Genomic DNA, 18,454 nt, shown 5'->3' with positions numbered 1-18,454 from the left:
GGATGACACGCAGCGAGAAAGACAAGATGCTGGCGGGCGAGCCATATCACCCGAGCTGCCCGGAACTGCAGGCCGAGCTGGAGGCCTGCGCCGCCTGGCTGGCGCGCTACAACGCGGCAATGGGCGAGCCGGCTTCGGCGTGGCGCCAGCTCCTGGCCGAGCGCCTCGGCGCGGTGGGCGAGGGCGCGATGCTGCGTCCGCCGTTCTACTGCGACTATGGCTTCAATATCCGGCTCGGCGCCAACGTCTTCCTCAACTACAACTGCGTGATCCTCGACACGGCGCCGGTCACGATCGGCGACGATACCCGCATCGGTCCGGCGGTCCAGATCTACACGGCCGATCATCCGCGCGATCCTGAAGTACGCCGCAGCGGGCTGGAATCGGGCCTGGCGGTCAGCATTGGCAAAAATGTCTGGATCGGCGGCGGCGCCGTCATCCTGCCGGGCGTGAGCATCGGCGACGACGCCATTGTCGGCGCCGGCAGCGTGGTCACGCGCGATGTGCCCGCGGGCGCGACGGTGGTCGGGAATCCGGCGCGCGTGGTGGGCGGCAAGGTGAACGGCTGAGCTGGCGCGGTCCCCGTCGCACTTGTATAATTTCGCGATTCGGTCTCAACTTCAATCCGCGCACGGGCAGGCAGTGGCAAAACTCTATTTCAGGTATTCGGCGATGAACGCCGGCAAATCCACGGCACTGCTGCAGGTGGCCCACAACTATGAAGAGCAGGGCCAGCAGGTCAAGCTCTACACGGCCGCGATCGACAACCGCTACGGCGTCGGCCTGATCACCTCGCGCCTCGGTCCGCAACGCCATGTCGATACTTTTGATGGCGGCACCAATTTCCTGGCCGCCGCGCCGACGGTCTCCTGCGTGCTCGTCGACGAGGCGCAATTCCTCACGAAAGCCCAGGTGCAGGAGCTGCACCAGCTGGCCCAGGTGCGCGGCGTGCCCGTCATCTGCTATGGCCTGCGCAGCGATTTCCGCGGCGACCCCTTCCCGGGTTCGGCCTACCTGCTGGCGCTGGCCGACGACATCGAGGAAATCAAGAACATCTGTACCTGCGGCAAAAAGGCGACCATGAACATCCGCGTCGACGATAACGGTCGCCGTATCCGCGAAGGCGAGCAGGTGAGTATCGGCGGCAACGAAAGCTATCGCCAGGCCTGCGGACGCTGCTTCTACGCGCGCTGACCGCCTGAGCCCGCCATGAGCCCGCCATGAGCCCGCCATGAGCCTGCCCGCCTGCACGGCCTGGCTGCCGGGCTTCCTGTGCAGCCATGGCGCGCTTTTGCCTGCGCCTTTGCCCGCGCCTTTTCTTGATATCCTGGTCTACCTCGTGCCGTCGATCGCGATGGCCTTCCTGTTCTGGATCTTGTCCGGCGCACATCCGGCCTTCTTCCTGCTCACCGCACCTGGCACCCTGTGCCACGAGCTGGCGCATTTCAGCGTCGGCCTGCTGACCAATGCCGAGCCGACCAATATCAGCCTGTTCCCGCGCCGCAAGGGCAAGGTCTGGGAACTCGGCTCGGTCACCTTTTCCAACCTGCGCTGGTACAACGCCGCCCCTGCGGCGCTGGCGCCCTTCCTGGTCCTGTTGCTGCCACTTGCGGTCGCTGCCTGGCGTACCGGTCCCGGCTGGCGCTTCGCGCCGCTCGACCTGCTGCTGGCCGTAGTGCTCGCGCCCCAGTTCCTGTCCTTCTGGCCCTCGCCGGTCGACTGGCGCCTCGCAGTGCGTTCCTGGCCCTGGGCGGTCCTGCTCGGCCTGGCTGGCGCGCTGTACCTGTGGCACGACGTGCTGCTGCGTTCAATACGAGGCTGACCACGCAGCCTTAAGCCAACCTTAATCTTGTCACGACGCCCCGCACAAGCCGACTCGACGCGCGCCCCCGTTCCTGTAGAATGGGTTCGCGCGCTTTGGATACCGCAGGTATCGGCGTAGCGTCGCCAGTTACTCAAGTTCACGTTCGGAGAACGACTACATGAAGAAGCAGATGTTGATCCTTGCCCTGGCCGCGGCCTGCGTCGTGTCCACGCATGCGGTGACCGCACAGCCGGAAAAAGTCGCGTCGACCCAGATGAAGCCCATTGCCGCACAGACGCAAGCTGCGCTGTGGGCCTCGCGCGTGCTGGGCCGCTACCATTACAAGGCGACCCCGCTCGACGACGCCATGTCGGAAAAGATCTTCGACAACTACTTCGAAACCCTGGACAGCGAAAAGCTGTATTTCACCCAGGCCGACATCGACCGCTTCGCCCCGCTGCGAACCAAGCTCGACGATGCGATCAACAACGAAGACCTGAACCCGCCGTTCCAGATCTACAACCTCTACCAGCAGCGCTTTGCCGACCGCATGAGCTATGCGCGCGGCCTGCTGAAGACCAAATTCGATTTCACGACCGACGAAACCCTGCAGCTCGACCGCGAAAAGGCCCCGTGGGCCAAGAGCGAGGACGAGATCCGCGACCTGTGGAGGAAGCGCGTCAAGAACGACTGGCTGCGCCTGAAACTGGCCGGCAAGGATGAGAAGGGCATCCGCGAGACGCTCGACAAGCGCTACGAGACCTACGTCTCGCGCATGAAGAAGCTGAACAACGAAGACGTGTTCCAGATGTTCATGAACGCGTACGCGACCGCCATCGAGCCGCATACCAATTACCTCGGCCCGCGCTCGGCCGACAACTTCGACATCGCCATGCGCCTCTCGCTCGAGGGCATCGGCGCCGTGCTGCAGACGCGCGACGACTACACGGTGATCCGCGAAGTCGTGCCCGGCAGCCCGGCCGACAAGTCCGGCAAGCTGAAGGTGGGCGACCGCATCGTCGGCGTGGCGCAGGGCACCGGCCCGTTCACCGACGTGCTCGGCTGGCGCATCGACGACGTCGTGCAGCTGGTGCGCGGCGAGAAGGGCTCGACCGTGCGCCTGGACGTGATCCCGGGCGACGCCGGCATCGACGCCAAGCACGTCACCGTCTCGATGGTGCGCAAGAAGATCAGCATGGAAGAGCAGGCGGCCAAGAAGTCGATCATCCAGGTCAAGGAAAACGGCATCAACCGCCGCATCGGCATCATTTCGCTGCCGACCTTCTACCAGGACTTCGAAGCGCGCCGCAAGGGCGACAAGGACTTCAAGAGCGCCACCCGCGACGTCGCCCGCATCCTGGGCGAACTCAAGAAGGACAAAGTGGACAACGTCCTGATCGACCTGCGCAACAACGGCGGCGGTTCGCTGGTGGAAGCGGTCGAACTGACGGGCCTGTTCATCGACAAGGGTCCGGTGGTGCAGCAGCGCAATGCTGAAGGCCGCGTCGAAGTCGAGGCCGATACGGCGCCCGGCCTGGCCTGGGATGGCCCGATGGGCGTCCTGATCAACCGCGGTTCGGCGTCGGCGTCGGAGATTTTTGCCGCGGCGATCCAGGATTACGGCCGCGGCCTGATCATCGGCGAGCCGAGCTTCGGCAAGGGAACGGTGCAAACCCTGATCGACCTCGACCGCTTCTCGCAGTCGGACAAGACGCGCTTTGGCGAACTCAAAATGACGATCGCCCAGTTCTTCCGCATCAACGGCGGCACCACCCAGCTGCGCGGCGTGACGCCCGACATCAAGCTGCCGGTGACGACCGATCCGGACAGCTTCGGCGAGTCTTCGTTCGATAACGCCTTGCCGTGGGTGTCGATCAAGCCGGCCAATTACGTGCCCTCGGGCGACCTGAAGGAACTGGTGGCGCCGCTGCAGAAGCGCCACGAGGCGCGCATCGCCAAGGACAAGGATTTCATCGACCTGCGCGAAGACATCGCCGAAGTCATGAAGCTGCGTAAGGAAAACGCAATCTCGCTGAACGAAGCCGTGCGCCGCAAGGAGCGCGATGCCCAGGACGCGAAAGCGAAGATGCGCGAAGCACGCCTGGCGGCAGGCAAGGGCGCGACCACGCCGGACGAACCGGCGGCAGCGCCGGGCGGCAAGGAAGCACGCAGCAAGGTGCCCGAGCCGACCCGTCCAGCCAAGACCGTCGTGGCCTCGCGCAACTCGCTGTCGCGCGACGACGGTTTGCAATCGGACGAGCGCGCATTGTCCGCCGAGATCGCCGCCGAGAAGGCAGCGAAGGACGCGAAGGACGTGCTGCTGCAGGAAACGGCCCATATCCTGGCCGATGAGGCAGGGATGCTCAAGACCGATACCCGCATGGCCTCGCGCACGATGCCGTACATGGCGGCGCCCGGGCCAGGCAGTCCGGATGTCGTGAAGAAGTAAATGCCTTCAAAGAAAGCTCCTTCGGGAGCTTTCTTTTTGCCCGCTTTATCAGGCGACCGCCGAGTAGAGATAACCGTAGGGTGGGCTCCGCCCACGCGCTCGTGCCCCTGCATGCCGCAACGCTTGCGAACGGTGTGTCGATCTGCATGCGTACTACCGCGTGGGCGGAGCCATTCGTGGCCCGGCCCACCCTACATCTTGCGCCATGCACGCGGGGTGGCCGAATCCCCCTCTTTTTTATTTGATAAATCCGCCATTTTTTCGGGTAGAATCTTTCGTGAACGATCGTGCTTTTTCACCCGGCGCGACGATAACAAGGAGACCGAATGGACCTGAATTACCTGGACCAAGACCTGGCATTTCGCAACGAAGTGCGGGCCTTCCTCGACGCGGCCTTGCCTGCCGACCTGCAGCACAAGGTGCGCCACCACCTGCGCCTCTCCAAGGACGACAGCGTACGCTGGCACAAGATTCTCGCCGAGAAGGGCTGGGTTGCGCCCGGCTGGCCGGTGGAGTTCGGCGGTCCGGGCTGGACCCCGGTCCAGCGCCACATCTTCGACGAAGAATGCGCACGCGCCGGCACGCCGCAAATCCTGCCTTTCGGCGTCAATATGGTCGCGCCCGTCATCATGGCCTTCGGCAATGCCGAGCAAAAAGCGTATTACCTGCCGCGCATCCTGTCCTGCGAGGATTGGTGGTGCCAGGGATACTCGGAACCGGGCGCCGGCTCCGACCTGGCTTCGCTGAAGACCACCGCTGTTCGCGACGGCGACCACTACGTCGTCAACGGCCAGAAGACCTGGACCACGCTGGCCCAGCACGCCGACATGATCTTCTGCCTGGTGCGCACCGATACGGGCGTGCGCAAGCAGGAGGGCATCTCCTTCCTGCTGATCGACATGCACACCCCCGGCATCACGGTGCGCCCGATCATCATGCTCGACGAAGACCACGAAGTGAACGAGGTCTTCTTCGACAACGTGCGCGTCCCCGTGGCCAACCTGGTCGGCCAGGAAAACCGGGGCTGGACCTATGCCAAATACCTGCTCGGCCACGAGCGCACCGGCATCGCAGCGGTGGGCCGCAGCAAGCGCGAACTGGCCTTCCTGAAAACGCTCGCCAGCCGTGAGACCAGGAACGGCAAGCCGCTGATCGACGACCCGCTGTTCAGTGCGAAACTGGCCAGCCTTGAAATCGAACTGATGGCGCTCGAAATGACGGTCCTGCGCGTGCTGTCGCGCGCCGACAAGGGCCCGGGGCCGGAAGCCTCGGTGCTCAAAGTGCGCGGCACCGATATCCAGCAACTGCTGTCCGAACTGATGGTGGAAGCGGTCGGCCCGATGGCGCTGCCTTTCGACCCGGCCTACCTGGACGGCGAGCGCGCGCACAGCCTGGTCGACCATGACGACGCCGCGCCGCTGCTGTCGCACTACTTCAATTATCGCAAGACCTCCATCTACGGCGGCTCGAACGAGATCCAACGCAACATCATCACCCAGATGATCCTGGGCCTGTAAGGAGAAGGCATGGACTTCAATTTCAACCAGGAGCAGCTGCAGTTTGCGGACGCCCTCAAGCGCTGGATCGGCCGCGACTACGGTTTTGAAACGCGGCGCGGGATCATTCATTCGGACACCGGTACCTCGGACGCCGCCTGGGCCACGCTGGCCGAACTCGGCATGACGGCATTGCCGGTGCCGGAAGAACACGGCGGCTTCAACGGCAATGCCGTCGACATGTTCGTCGTGATGCAGGAACTGGGCCGCGGCCTCGTGGTCGAGCCCTACTTTGCCACAGTGCTCGGCGCCGAATTCCTGCGGCTGGCAGGCGGCCGCGGCGAGCTGCTGGAGAGAATCGCAACGGGCGAACTGAAACTCGCCTGCGCACTGGGCGAGCGCCAGTCGCGCCACGACATGTTCGACATCGCCACCCGCGCGGTCGCAAACGGGGACGGCTGGACCTTGAACGGCGAGAAGAAGGTCGTCATCCATGGTGCCCAGGCCGGCATGCTGGTGGTCTCGGCACGCACCGGCGGGGAGCAGCGCGGGCAGGATGGCGTCACGCTGTTCGTGCTTCCTGCCGACACGGCGGGCGTTACGATCACCGGCTACCGCACCCTGGACGGCCAGCGCGCCGCGGACGTCCGCTTCGACAACGTGCTGGTGCCACGCTCCGGCTTGCTGGCAGAAGAAGGCAAGGGCGCCGGCATCCTCGACGCCGCCCTCGATTACGGCGCCGGCCTGCTGTGCGCCGAAGCGCTGGGCGCGATGGAAGCCATCTTCGAGGCGACCCTGGAATACCTGAAAACGCGCCAGCAGTTCGGCGCCCCGATCGGCAAGTTCCAGGCCCTGCAGCACCGCATGGCCGATATGTACATCCATCTGGAGCAGGCGCGCTCGATGGCGCTGATGGCGGCCGTGAAGCTCGCCTCGAGCGATGCCGAGGGTGCACATGAGCGCCGCCGCGCCGTCTCGGCCGCCAAGTACCGCATCAACCAGGCCGCGCGCTTCGTCGGCCAGCAAGCCGTGCAGCTGCACGGCGGCATGGGCGTGACCGACGAACTGCCGGCCGCCCACTACTTCAAGCGTTTGGCGACGATCGAACTGACGCTGGGCGACAGCGACCACCACCTGGCGCGTTTCATCGCCCAGCCGGGTTTCAGGGAAAGGGCGGCATGAAGAAGCAGTGGTATTTCGACGACTTCGTGCCCGGCCAGGAATTCGAACTCGGCCAGCGCACCGTCAACGAAGACGAAATCATCGCCTTCGCCACCCAGTTCGACCCGCAGCCCTTCCACGTCGACAGGGAAGCGGCGGCGAAATCGATCTACGGCGGCGTGATCGCCAGCGGCTGGCATACCTGCGCCATGATGATGCGCATCGTCCTCGACGGCATGGGCTGCGAGGAAGCGAGCATGGGCTCGCCGGGCCTGGACGGCGTGCGCTGGCTGCAGCCGGTACGCGCCGGCGACACCCTGCGGGTGCGCTATGTGACGAAGGAGGTCAAGCCATCGACCTCCAGGCCGGACCGCGGCGTGGTGTTCTCGACCTGGGTCGCTACCAACCAGAACGGCGAACCCGTCTGCACCATCGAGGGCAAGGCGCTGTTCCGGCGCCGTCCACAAGCCGCCGCGTAGCAAGCACAAAGCAAGCACAAAGCAAGCACGAAGCAAGCACGCCCATCCTGTCGATGCGCCGCTGCCCGCCAGCGGCCTGCGCGCGCATCGACCGACCTGAGGAGACACAGCACCATGCTCGAGCGTCACGTCGATTTCTGGCCGCGCGGTTTGCCGCGGCACCTGACCGTTCCACAAACGAACCTGTTTTTCAACCTCGAAGTATCGACCGCGCGCTACCCGGACAAGCCCGCGGTGATTTTCTACGACACCCCGCTCAGCTACGCCGCGCTCAAGGATGACGTCGAGCGCGTGGCCGGCTACCTCGAGCAGGAATGCGGCGTGAAGGGGGGCGACCGCGTCCTGCTCTACATGCAGAACAGCCCCCAGTTCATCATCGCCTACTACGCCATCCTGCGCGCGAACGCGGTCGTAGTGCCGGTCAACCCGATGAACCTGACCGAAGAGCTGCGCCACTATGTCAGCGACACCGGCGCCACCACCATCTTCGTGCCGCAAGACCTGTATCCGCAGGTAGCGCCCTTGTTGGACGCCGGCTTGCGCCACGTGCTGGTGGCCGCGTATTCCGATTACATCACCCGGCCCACCGACCTTGCCGTCCCCGAATTCGTCGCCGCCCCGCGCCGCGCGCTCGAAGGCGAGGGCGTCGTGCTGTGGAGCGCGATGCTGGCGCGCGCATGCCGCCCCGGACCGCTCACCGCCGGCCCGGCCGACCTGTGCGCCATGCCCTACACCTCGGGCACCACCGGCCTGCCGAAAGGCTGCATGCACACCCACCGCAGCGTGATGTACAACGCGCTGGCCGGCTTGCAGTGGTTCGGATCGCAGCAGGATTCGATCGCGCTGAGCGTCCTGCCGCTGTTCCACGTGACCGGCATGCAGGGCGGGATGAACGGCCCGATTTTTGTCGGCGGGACCATCGTGCTGCTGGCGCGCTGGGACCGCGACATGGCGGCCGAATGCATCCGCCGCCACCGCGTGAATGCGACCCAGCTGATTTCGACGATGGTGATCGATTTGCTCTCGAGTCCACGCGTGGCCGAATACGACCTGTCGAGCATCCGGCGCATGAGCGGCGGCGGCGCCGCCATGCCCGAAGCCATCGCGCGCAAGATGCAGGAGCTGCTGCGCATCGATTACGTCGAGGGTTACGGCATGTCGGAGACGATGGCGCCGACCCACATCAACCCGCCCGACCGGCCGAAGAAGCAATGCCTCGGCATCCCGATCCAGGATGTCGACGCGCGCGTGATCGATGCCGATAGTTTCGAGACGCTGGGCGTCGACCAGGTCGGCGAAATCGTCGTGCACGGGCCGCAGGTGATGCTGGGGTACTGGAACAATCCGGAGGCCAGCGCCGAGGCCTTCATCGAGATCGGCGGCAAGCGCTTCCTGCGCACGGGCGACATCGGCCGGGTGGATGAAGACGGCTATTTCTTCATGGTCGACCGCCTGAAGCGCATGATCAATGCCTCCGGTTACAAGGTCTGGCCGGCGGAGGTCGAGGCCCTGATGTACCGGCATCCGGCGATCCGGGAAGTGTGCGTGGTCTCCGGCGTGGATGCGCGGCGCGGCGAGACGGTGAAGGCGGTGGTGGTGCTGAAGGATGGCTTCCACGGCACGGTGAGCGAGCAGGACATCGTCGACTGGTCGCATGCGAACATGGCGGCCTACAAAAGCCCGCGCATCGTCGAGTTTCGCGAGGCCTTGCCGAAGTCGGGGACCGGGAAGGTGCAGTGGAGGTCCTTGCAGGGCGCGTGACGAGTGAAACGCGGGGTGCCAGGCCTTGCCAGGTTCCGCTATCGGCGAGAAACTCAGGTCCCGCTTTACGATGATGGATCCTGGCAGGAAACCGATATGAATGAGTTTCTTTCGCTGAATGCAGGCGAGTTCAGCCGGAAAGATTGTTTTGACAGGATTTCCGAACTGCGTTCAAATGTGCGCAAAGAATTGCACACCTTACACAATTGGAGCGCCGCTTGAAGATTCAAAGGAATAACAAAATCGCAGGCCGCCTGCTCATTGCATCCGGCGTCGCGTTTTTCGTCTCGTTCGCACTGATGCAGCAACCAGCGCTCCTGAGCGTTGGCTGCGCCCTGATCGTCATCGGGGTCATCACCTTCCGGAAGCGGAATAAAGACTAGTCCTGGCGCCCGGCACTGTGTGCACCGTGACGGGCCCGGGGCAGCTCGTCGCCGCGCTCCAATGAAGAATGGCCGCGCCCCGCCAACCACCGGCGAGGACGCGGCCATTTTCAGGATCAGCTTATTTCCTGGTGGTGGCGGGGGCGTTGGCGGGCGCCGTGTTGTTTGGCGAAGCGGCCGCTGCTGCAGCCGCAGCCTGCTTCTGCTTCTTCTTTTCGGCATGGTGCCCGATCGCGCATCCGATTGCCGCGCCGGCGATGCCGTGCTTGCCGGCCACGTGGCCGACGACGCCGCCCGCAATGGCCCCTTTACCGCAGCCTGCCGTGGCTGAACCGGCAGCCAGCAACAAGGCGGTGGATACGACGGCAAGCTTGGATTTCGTGCTCATGACTGCTCTCCTTGGGTAAGCGAATGAGATTCATGCTAACGGTTTCATGATCCGGGAACAGTTCGTTCGCTCACATAGAGTGTCAGGCATGCCCTCGCCATGCAGGTAGCCGCAGCCGGCAGCTTGCGTCAGCCGGGCAGCACGATGTCCGCGGAGCCGACACAGACCTTGCGCGCGAATTCGCGCGAGAAGTCGATGCAGCCGCCGGCGCCGTATTCGCCGGGACCATCGCGCAGGCGCATCATGCGGTCGACCACTGCCGCGAGGCGGGCCGGGTCGGCCATGGTGTGCGCGGTCCTCGCTTCGACGATGGTTTCGTCCATGCGCAGGTCCCCGTCCGCATCGACGAAGGTCCCGTGGCGCCAGTGGTAGATCTCGACGCACTTGCCGGCCAGGCTGTAGGGGCGCTCGCGGTTCCAGAAATTGCTGAACATGCCGTTGCCCAGATAGATGACCCAGGAGCCTTCGTAGCCTGATGCGTCCGACGAGTGCGCGTCCGGATTCCTGAACCAGACCCGGTCGCCCGGTACGTAATAACCCGGCGGCAGCGGCGCCTCGAGCGAACCATATTCGACCAGGAAGACATCATGGAAAGCACGCGACTGGATCGCGCGGGCCTCCCACCGCCGCTGCAGTGCCGCGAGGAGGGGCGGATTGACCCGTTCCAGCTCCTGCGCAATCCCGAGCAGCATCACGTACTCGCTCGCCCGGTAGCCGGAGAATGCATACAGCCGGCCACCGCCCGCATCGGGCTGGGTGGCCAGTGTCAGGGCCTCGATCAGGGAGCTTTGGGAGAGCAGCGTGAAGCCGCGGTCCTCGTCATACGTCCAGTGGCTCGGCGGGCGTTCCGCTTGCGCGGTGCCGAACGCCAGCTGCGTACGGCGCGCTGCGAGCACGATGTTGCGGCGGATCGCCACGGCCGACAGGAACTCGGCGGCGCTGGGGAAGGACAGGGGACGCGGTGCCGCCAGCACGGCCAGCACGATCTCGCGTTCGAGATCGGCCACGCTGGAAAGTGGTTCGAGGCCGAGCTCACGGCACAGGTTCAAGGTGTCGCCGCCACTGGCCAGTTGCGCGGCCGCCTCAAGCGACAGTCCGAACAGCTGATGGCATTCCAGTGCGCGGTGGGCGAGATAGGGTCTCAAGCCGAGTTCGTCGAGCTTGTCCAGCACGGGGCGGCATTGCGCCGCATCGCTTGGCCGGACATCGAAGCCACCGATGGCCGGTGGGGATTTCTGGAAAAAATCGAGCTTCATGCAGACAGTCCATATCGGGAGAGTCCGGGAAAGGACGACCGTCCTTCCCTGCGGCAGTATGAACTTTACATCCGGAAACTTAAGCCGTCACTAGCCGGCCCTGGATTTTTGTAAACAGCACAACTGGCCCGGCCCGTCACAAGGTCGCGAACATCGCCACCACCGCCGCCAGCATGATGGCAATGCCGCACCAGCCGATCAGCGTGTGGCGGGTGCTCAGCGTGTACTTCCCCATGATCTTGCGGTTATGCGCCAGCATCATCATGACGGTCATGATCGGCACCGCGATTACGCCGTTGATCTGGGCCGACAGCACCAGCGCCGCGATCGGGTCGATCGGGGCGAAGTCGAGCAGCACGCCGCCCAGTGTCGCCAGCGCGATGATGCCGTAGAACTCGCGCGCCTCGACCACCTTCAGGTCCATGCCGTTACGCCAGCGGAAGCTCTCGGTGACGGCGTAGGCGGCCGATCCGGCCAGCACCGGCACCGCCAGCATGCCGGTGCCGATGATCCCCAGCGCAAAGGCGAGGAAGGCGAATTCGCCGGCCACCGGGCGCAGCGCCTCGGCCGCCTGGCTCGAGGACTGGATGTCGGTGATGCCGTGCGCGCCCAGGGTCACCGCCGTCGTCAGGATGATGAAGAAGGCGACCAGGTTGGAAAAGCCCATGCCGATCAGGGTGTCGGCCTTCATGCGTTTGAGCTGGGCGAGGGCGTCCAGCGGGCGCGTGCGCAAGGCGCGCGTGTGCGGCGCGTTGCGGATTTCCTCGACTTCCTGCGACGCCTGCCAGAAGAACAGATAGGGGCTGATCGTGGTGCCGAACACGGCGACGATCAGGGCCACCGACTCCTTCGTGAACGTGAAATGCGGCCAGACGGTGCGGGCGAATACCTCGGTCCAGGGCATGTGCACGGCGAAGGCGGTGGCGACATAGGTCAGCAGGCCGAGGGTCAGCCACTTCAGGTAGCGGACATAGGTGGCGTAGGGCAGCAACACCTGCAGCGACAGGCACAGCACGCCGAAGCCGAGCGAGTACAGGTGGCCGGAGCCGGTGCCGGTCACGAGGCGCATGGCTTCGCCCATCGCGGCGATGTCGGCCGCGATGTTGATCACATTCGCCACCAGCAGCAGCGCGACGATGACGTACAGCAGCCAGGGAGAATAGGCGCGCCGGATGTTGGCGGCCAGGCCGCGGCCGGTGACGCGGCCGATGCGTGCCGAAACGAGCTGGATGCCCACCATGAACGGGTAGGTGAGCACCAGCGTCCACAGAGTGTTGAAGCCGAATTGGGCGCCGGCCTGCGAATAGGTGGCGATGCCGGACGGGTCGTCGTCGGCGGCGCCGGTGATGAGGCCGGGGCCCAGGGACTTCAGGGTGGCGTTGTCGGTGAGGCGGCGGAAAAGCTTGAACGGCATGGTCGGCGTGCGCAGGTAAGAACCGGCGCAACCGAAGAATCACGGCGCCGGAATGATAGAGGGAATAGGGGGACAGTTCATGGTCGGCGCGCAGTGTAGCATAGTGGAAACGACAAGGGCGAAAGGAAGCGCAACGCTAAGCCTGGCTTAAGGCAGGCTCGCCGGCTCGGCGCGCTGCCCATCCGCTGCCAGGCAATCGGCGCAGCGCGGCCAGAAAGCACATTCCTTTCCGCGAGAGTACTTACTAAAATTAAATAATAACGGCTTCCTGGGTGCAATAAAAATTCCCCGATAGATAGTCCGTGGCATATCGGCATCTCGTGCGCAATAAATCTCCTGTAGGAATGGACCTACAGTCAATCGACTGCTATGCTTTACACATGTTTCACCCACGGGAGTTCGGCCACTCGAAAGCCCCTTCCACTGCAAGTGCAGGCATCAGAGATGGCTTCCTTGCCAAACGACTGTCGCACTTTGCCAACCTGATAACACGGAGCGCTTGTGGAATTGATGCCAGCACAATCCATATTCGAATGCAAATCTGCAGATCCCCGCGTCGATAGCTACACCGCGGCGCGGGTGAATGACGCGTTAAGGATCCTGGCGAAAGATGGGATAAATGCGGCACTCGAATTCATGCAGCTCGTCGGCGTACCCCGCCGCGTTGCGTGGCGTGTACTGTGCTCCCCACTTTACAAACGAAAGCGGGACCGGCGCAATTCGCCTCGGCAGGAAGCGCCGCAGGCGCGCGCTTTCGGCTGATTTTTAAGTTCGTAGATCGAAGGACGGGGGGACAAGTCTATGTCTAACTATGAACGGCTGAATGCCAGTCTTCAGAGTATCGTTCAGCAAGGCGTTATTCTCGACGCGGAGCAGGGCGCATTGAAGGCCTGGATGTTCATGCAGCAGGGTGGGGTTAGCGACACCACGATCTTGCGTGTCCTGGCAAATCCACATAGACGAAGGGCGACGGACACCGCTGCGCTGGAGCGTGCCCGGAAAGACGGTTTTTCGCCGGGGCGCCGACGCGGAATCTGTTTCTCTTGATATCGCTACCGTCAGGCAAGCTATCGACAGCGTGGCATGTTGCCGATTCGGCCGTCCGTCGACAGGACGGTGGCCGCCATCGTCGATCAAGCGTCAAAGTGCTCCAGCTAGGCGAATTGATCAGCGACACAGGCGAGGTAAAGCCAGACCAGGGCGAAGAGGACGGGGAGGGAAATTCCTGAAATCTGTCCTAATATCGATGGAAGCCAGTGAATCCCATATTCGAACGAGTTTCTGCTTTCCTGATTCGCGTAACGGTGGATAAAAAACATTGCCGTTAGCGCTCCCACGATCCCAATCCCGATAATAATGGCGATCCCGATACCTACCCAGGGGAATACGCGCCGCACGATGTCGAGCACCAGTACCCTGGTTTCGCCCTCCAGACTCTTTTGTGTATCGAAGAGCAGGACGAGAAGAGTGGCATAGCCGGAGAAAAGGATGGCTTGGGCCACCAGTAACCAGGTCAGCCGATGATTGATCAGATCATCTTCGTGCAAACCACCGCTCGCGCCAGTAATTGACGCCTTTCATGGGCAGACCCGATATGGGTGAACGCCGGGCCATTTTGCTGTTTCACCGCTTATTTTTAACGTCGACGCGAAAGTCCGGGGTCGTCCGACATGATACGGAGCGACTACTCAGCATGATCACGGTGCCCGGAAGGACCTGACGGAAGCGGTTCGCCCTGGGATGCTTCCTGTCGGCTGAAAGCGTGATCAGGGCGTGCAGTTGTCCGCGCAGCATATTGCAGGCTGCGCCTGGCAGTCGAGATTGTCAAGCCTGACACGGCCCACGCGCGGCCTTGTGGAAAAAAGAAACCCCAGCTTTTTTTTGCGCTGCGCTCGACATCGCGCGGGCGCATGACCAGCAAGCCCGCGCGCAGCAGATCCGCCGGCACATGTTCGATGCCGAGGCCAAGGCCCGAAAAAGAAACCGGGGTCAGGTCTGGCATTCGGACACGGCCTCAACAATAACAGGCCGAGAAAGGCAGGGGCCGTGTCCGAATGCGGTGGTTGTCAAGCTAGTTGTCGCGTGAGCAGCCGTTAAGCTGCTCTTCTAAAAGCCGGCATATTGGTCGCCGGCGCTGTGGTTTCGCTGATCGCGTGGTCGGGGTTGAGATGCACTTCCCTGATCGGCGACCAGTTGCGTATGGCCCCGGTCCAACGCAGCGGATTGGCCTCACGTGCAGCGTTGTAGACGGCTGTGCGGGCTGCCAGCAACACGTGGTGGAGGCCCGCGTGACGTTGGGTCGGCGTCACGAAGTTGATGGTGCTGTGACGGTGCTCGTTGTTATACCAGCGCACGAATCTGGCCACCCAGTTGCGTGCGTGTGCGAGGTCCGTAAATGCTTTACCGGGATAGTCGGGACGGTACTTCAAGGTCTTGAATAACGACTCCGAATACGGGTTGTCATTGCTGACGGCCGGCCGGCTGAACGAAGGCATCACGCCCAGTGCCTGCAAGGTCGCCAGCATAGTCGCGCCCTTCATCGGGCTGCCATTGTCGGAATGTAGAATCACCTGGTTGGGCTGGATTTTTTCACGTGCACAGATGTCGCGCATGACCTCGGCCGCAAGGTTGCTATGCTCGTCCCGATAAACCTGCCAGCCAACGACCTTTCGGCTGTAGATATCGATGAACATGTACAGGTAAAAATAGATTCCCTTTACCCCGCTCGGCAAATAGGTAATGTCCCAACTGTAGAGCTGGTTAGGCGCCGTAGCACAGATGGCGCGCGGTTTGCTGCGCTCTTGAACCGGCCGCGCCGCCTGCCGATGCTTGACCAGGCCAGCGCTTCGCAACACCCGATAGAACGTCGATTCGGAGGCCAGGTAAGTGCCCTGGTCGGCCAGGCGCGGCACGATCTGGCTAGGCGGCATCTGGCCAAACTCGGCCGAGTTGGCGATAGCGAGAATCTCTTCACGCTCTCGCGCCGTCAACGCATGAACTGGTTGTTGGACGCGCGTCGTACGCCCATCGGGCGCAGCACCGACTAGCTTCCAGCGCTGCAATGTGCGCAAGCTCAAGCCGATGATTTCACATGCTTTGGTATGGCGCGCTCCCGAGGAAACGGCTTGGGCGACCATCGCGACGATATCGGCCCGCGCTGCGGGCAAGGTCATTTGACCTCGTCCTCCCACAGCGCATTGAACTTTTTTTGCAGTAAAAGCAGCGCTGCGGCCTCCACCAGTGCTTTCTCTTTCCGATCCAACTCCCGCTTCAATTTGTCATTCTCTTGCTGCAAGCTGCGCACCTCGCGTGCATCGGTGGCCACGGCCGGCTTTGCATCCAAGCAGAAGGCCGTACGCCATGCTTCGAGATGGTGCACGAACAGCCCACGCTCACGACACCATGCCTGCAGCGCTTCCTCATCCAATGCGTGCGTTTCGTGCAGGGCCACCAGCTGCTCGCTTCGGCTCCAGTCCTGCGGCCGCTTTTCCCTGTCGGAAGAGGCTTTCAACATATACAAATTCTTTCTGCGTATCCAGTTCTTGACCGTGTAGACGTTGACGTGCAAATCGTCTGCAACGTCTTGTATGGTGCGTTTTCCGCGAGAATACACCTTCACCAAGGCTTGTTCGATGAAGGCGTCAGAATACATTTTACTCATGTTGTCTCCTAAAAATATAAGGTGACAACTAGCCTGACAGAGGGGGAATGTCAGACCTGACCCCAGCTTTTTTTGTGACCCCAGCTTTTTTTTTGCGCTGCGCTCGACATCGCGCGGGCGCATGACCAGCAAGCCCGTGCGCAGCAGATATGCCGGCACATGTTCGATGCCGAGGCCAAAGCCCGGGGCGGCTGCGCAGCCGCCCCGGGCCTCGGGCCCGAGCGCCGGAATCAAGCTCGGCCAGGGGCATCTCCAGGCCTGTGGCCCGGGCGCGGTCCTGTCAGCGCTTCAGTTGCGCCAAATCGCGCACCGCGCCGCGGTCGGCCGAGGTGGTCAGCGCCGCGTAGGCCTGCAGGGCCTGCGACACGTAACGTTCGCGGCCCACCGGCTGCCAGGCATCCTGGCCGCGTGCTTCCATCACGGCACGGCGCTCGGCCAGGTCGGCAGCCGTGACGCGCAGGTTGATCGTGCGCGCCGGGATGTCGATGTCGATCATGTCGCCTTCTTCCACCAGGCCGATGGCGCCGCCTTCGGCCGCCTCCGGCGAAGCATGGCCGATCACCAGGCCCGACGAGCCGCCGGAGAAGCGGCCGTCCGTGAACAGCGCGCAGGCCTTGCCGAGTCCCTTGGACTTGATGTAGGAGGTCGGGTACAGCATCTCCTGCATGCCCGGGCCGCCTTTCGGGCCTTCGTAGCGGATGATGACGACGTCGCCCGCGGCCACGCTGTCGCCGAGGATCGCTTCGACCGCCGCGTCCTGGCTCTCGAACACGCGCGCCTTGCCCGAGAATGTCAGGATGCTGTCGTCGACGCCGGCGGTTTTGACGATGCAGCCCTTTTCCGCGATGTTCCCGTACAGGACCGCGAGGCCGCCATCTTCGGAATAGGCATGGGCGCGGTCGCGGATGCAGCCCGTGCTGCGATCGATGTCGTTGCTGGCAAAGCGCTCGGACTGCGAGAACGCGGTCTGGGTCGGTACCCCGCCCGGCGCGGCGCGGAACAGCTGGTGCACCGACTGGTCGTCGCTGACGCGGATGTCGTATTTCGCGATCGCGTCGGCGAGCGTGGGGCTGTGGACCGTCGGCAGCGAGGTATCGAGCAGGCCGGCGCGCGCCAGCTCGCCCAGGATGGCGACGATGCCGCCGGCGCGGTGCACGTCTTCGATGTGGAACTTGTCGGTCATCGGCGCGACTTTGCAGAGGCAGGGTACCTTGCGCGAGATGCGGTCGATGTCGGCCATCGTGAATGGAACCTCGGCTTCATGCGCGGCGGCCAGCAGGTGCAGCACGGTGTTGGTCGAGCCGCCCATCGAGACGTCGAGCGCCATCGCGTTTTCGAAAGCCGCCTTGGTGGCGATCGAGCGCGGCAGGACCGAGTAATCGTCCTGTTCGTAATGGCGCCTTGCCAGTTCGACGATGACGCGGCCGGCTTTCAAAAACAACTCCTTGCGGTCGGCGTGGGTGGCGAGGATGGTGCCGTTGCCCGGCAGGGACAGGCCCAGCGCCTCGGTCAGGCAGTTCATCGAGTTCGCGGTGAACATGCCCGAGCAGGAACCGCAGGTCGGGCAGGCCGAGCGCTCGGCTTCCAGCACGTCGGCGTCCGACACCTTCGAATCGCCCGCCTTGATCATGGCGTCGATCAGGTCGAGCTTGATGACCTTGGTCTCGTTGCCCACCACCTTGACCACCTTGCCCGCTTCCATCGGGCCGCCGGAGACGAAGACCACCGGGATGTTCAGGCGCATCGCGGCCATCAGCATGCCGGGCGTGATCTTGTCGCAGTTCGAGATGCAGACCATCGCATCGGCGCAATGGGCGTTGACCATGTATTCGACCGAGTCGGCGATCAGGTCGCGCGAGGGGAGCGAGTAGAGCATGCCGCCGTGGCCCATGGCGATGCCGTCGTCGACGGCGATGGTGTTGAATTCCTTGGCGACGCCGCCGGCCGCTTCGATCTCGCGCGCCACCAGCTGGCCCAGGTCCTTCAGGTGCACGTGGCCCGGCACGAACTGGGTGAAGGAATTGACGACGGCGATGATCGGCTTGTCGAAGTCGCCGTCCTTCATGCCGGTGGCGCGCCACAGCGCGCGGGCGCCTGCCATGTTGCGGCCCTGGGTGGTGGTGTGGGAACGGTAAGTCGGCATGGGGTTTCCTGATGAGGCGAGTAAATGTTGCCTTCAGCATGCCGGATGGACATCGATAT

17 protein-coding genes and 1 pseudogene are annotated in these 18,454 nt (G+C 63.5%); 11 read left to right on the top strand and 7 right to left on the bottom strand.

Going from position 1 to position 18,454, the window contains the following annotated elements; genetic code table 11:
- The first annotated feature begins 2 nt into the window (after positions 1–2).
- From AC1MEM_RS18755 to AC1MEM_RS18710, 10 genes are all read left to right on the top strand, one after another.
- Entirely contained in the window at positions 3–569 is a 567-nt protein-coding gene (locus AC1MEM_RS18755) for a sugar O-acetyltransferase (protein WP_499473042.1), read from the top strand.
- Positions 570–672: 103 nt separating this feature from the next.
- Entirely contained in the window at positions 673–1,194 is a 522-nt protein-coding gene (locus AC1MEM_RS18750) for a thymidine kinase (RefSeq protein WP_499477696.1), read from the top strand.
- 37 nt (positions 1,195–1,231) lie between these two features.
- The gene (locus AC1MEM_RS18745; RefSeq protein ID WP_499473040.1) at positions 1,232–1,822 is read left to right on the top strand and encodes a hypothetical protein; all 591 of its coding nucleotides are present in this window, start codon (positions 1,232–1,234) and stop codon (positions 1,820–1,822) included.
- A gap of 160 nt (positions 1,823–1,982) precedes the next feature.
- Entirely contained in the window at positions 1,983–4,253 is a 2,271-nt protein-coding gene (locus AC1MEM_RS18740; RefSeq protein WP_499473038.1) for a carboxy terminal-processing peptidase, read from the top strand.
- A 326-nt stretch (positions 4,254–4,579) separates the two neighbouring features.
- On the top strand, positions 4,580–5,770 hold the full coding sequence (locus tag AC1MEM_RS18735; RefSeq protein ID WP_499473036.1) for an acyl-CoA dehydrogenase family protein: 1,191 nt from the start codon (positions 4,580–4,582) through the stop codon (positions 5,768–5,770).
- A 9-nt stretch (positions 5,771–5,779) separates the two neighbouring features.
- The gene (locus tag AC1MEM_RS18730; protein ID WP_499473035.1) at positions 5,780–6,931 is read left to right on the top strand and encodes an acyl-CoA dehydrogenase family protein; all 1,152 of its coding nucleotides are present in this window, start codon (positions 5,780–5,782) and stop codon (positions 6,929–6,931) included.
- Positions 6,928–7,389 (top strand): MaoC family dehydratase, encoded by a 462-nt coding sequence (locus tag AC1MEM_RS18725; RefSeq protein ID WP_499473033.1) that lies wholly within the window; start codon positions 6,928–6,930, stop codon positions 7,387–7,389. The genes AC1MEM_RS18730 and AC1MEM_RS18725 overlap by 4 nt, the downstream gene beginning before the upstream one ends.
- 114 nt (positions 7,390–7,503) lie before the next feature.
- On the top strand, positions 7,504–9,150 hold the full coding sequence (locus AC1MEM_RS18720; protein WP_499473031.1) for a long-chain fatty acid--CoA ligase: 1,647 nt from the start codon (positions 7,504–7,506) through the stop codon (positions 9,148–9,150).
- A 96-nt stretch (positions 9,151–9,246) separates the two neighbouring features.
- Positions 9,247–9,372, top strand: coding sequence for a hypothetical protein (locus AC1MEM_RS18715; protein ID WP_499473029.1), 126 nt, complete (start codon positions 9,247–9,249; stop codon positions 9,370–9,372).
- Positions 9,369–9,533 (top strand): hypothetical protein, encoded by a 165-nt coding sequence (locus AC1MEM_RS18710; RefSeq protein ID WP_499473028.1) that lies wholly within the window; start codon positions 9,369–9,371, stop codon positions 9,531–9,533. The genes AC1MEM_RS18715 and AC1MEM_RS18710 overlap by 4 nt, the downstream gene beginning before the upstream one ends.
- 121 nt (positions 9,534–9,654) lie before the next feature.
- Here AC1MEM_RS18710 and AC1MEM_RS18705 read toward each other — a convergent pair whose 3' ends face one another.
- From AC1MEM_RS18705 to AC1MEM_RS18695, 3 genes are all read right to left on the bottom strand, one after another.
- The gene (locus tag AC1MEM_RS18705) at positions 9,655–9,921 is read right to left on the bottom strand and encodes a hypothetical protein (protein WP_499473026.1); all 267 of its coding nucleotides are present in this window, start codon (positions 9,919–9,921) and stop codon (positions 9,655–9,657) included.
- A 128-nt stretch (positions 9,922–10,049) separates the two neighbouring features.
- Complete coding sequence (locus tag AC1MEM_RS18700) at positions 10,050–11,177, bottom strand: TGL-type protein-glutamine gamma-glutamyltransferase (RefSeq protein WP_499473024.1); 1,128 nt, start codon at positions 11,175–11,177, stop codon at positions 10,050–10,052.
- Positions 11,178–11,313: 136 nt separating this feature from the next.
- Positions 11,314–12,591, bottom strand: coding sequence for an NRAMP family divalent metal transporter (locus tag AC1MEM_RS18695; RefSeq protein WP_499473023.1), 1,278 nt, complete (start codon positions 12,589–12,591; stop codon positions 11,314–11,316).
- Positions 12,592–13,392: 801 nt separating this feature from the next.
- On the opposite strand from AC1MEM_RS18695, the gene AC1MEM_RS18690 reads away from it, so the two are divergent.
- Entirely contained in the window at positions 13,393–13,638 is a 246-nt protein-coding gene (locus AC1MEM_RS18690; RefSeq protein WP_499473021.1) for a hypothetical protein, read from the top strand.
- Positions 13,639–13,745: 107 nt separating this feature from the next.
- On the opposite strand, the gene AC1MEM_RS18685 is transcribed toward AC1MEM_RS18690, so the two are convergent.
- The 4 genes and pseudogenes from AC1MEM_RS18685 to ilvD all read right to left on the bottom strand — a co-directional run bounded on the left by AC1MEM_RS18685 (position 13,746) and on the right by ilvD (position 18,395).
- A complete protein-coding gene (locus tag AC1MEM_RS18685; protein WP_499473019.1) occupies positions 13,746–14,138 on the bottom strand; it encodes a hypothetical protein in 393 nt (130 codons plus the stop codon).
- A 137-nt stretch (positions 14,139–14,275) separates the two neighbouring features.
- Positions 14,276–14,593, bottom strand: coding sequence for a hypothetical protein (locus tag AC1MEM_RS18680; protein ID WP_499473017.1), 318 nt, complete (start codon positions 14,591–14,593; stop codon positions 14,276–14,278).
- A gap of 91 nt (positions 14,594–14,684) precedes the next feature.
- A pseudogene (locus tag AC1MEM_RS18675) lies at positions 14,685–16,252 on the bottom strand (IS3 family transposase).
- A 280-nt stretch (positions 16,253–16,532) separates the two neighbouring features.
- A complete protein-coding gene (gene ilvD / locus AC1MEM_RS18670; protein ID WP_499473015.1) occupies positions 16,533–18,395 on the bottom strand; it encodes a dihydroxy-acid dehydratase in 1,863 nt (620 codons plus the stop codon).
- Between the last annotated feature and the right edge of the window lie 59 nt (positions 18,396–18,454).

Source organism: Telluria sp. AIW5 (assembly GCF_056680575.1).
This window is presented reverse-complemented; position numbering and strand designations above follow the sequence as displayed.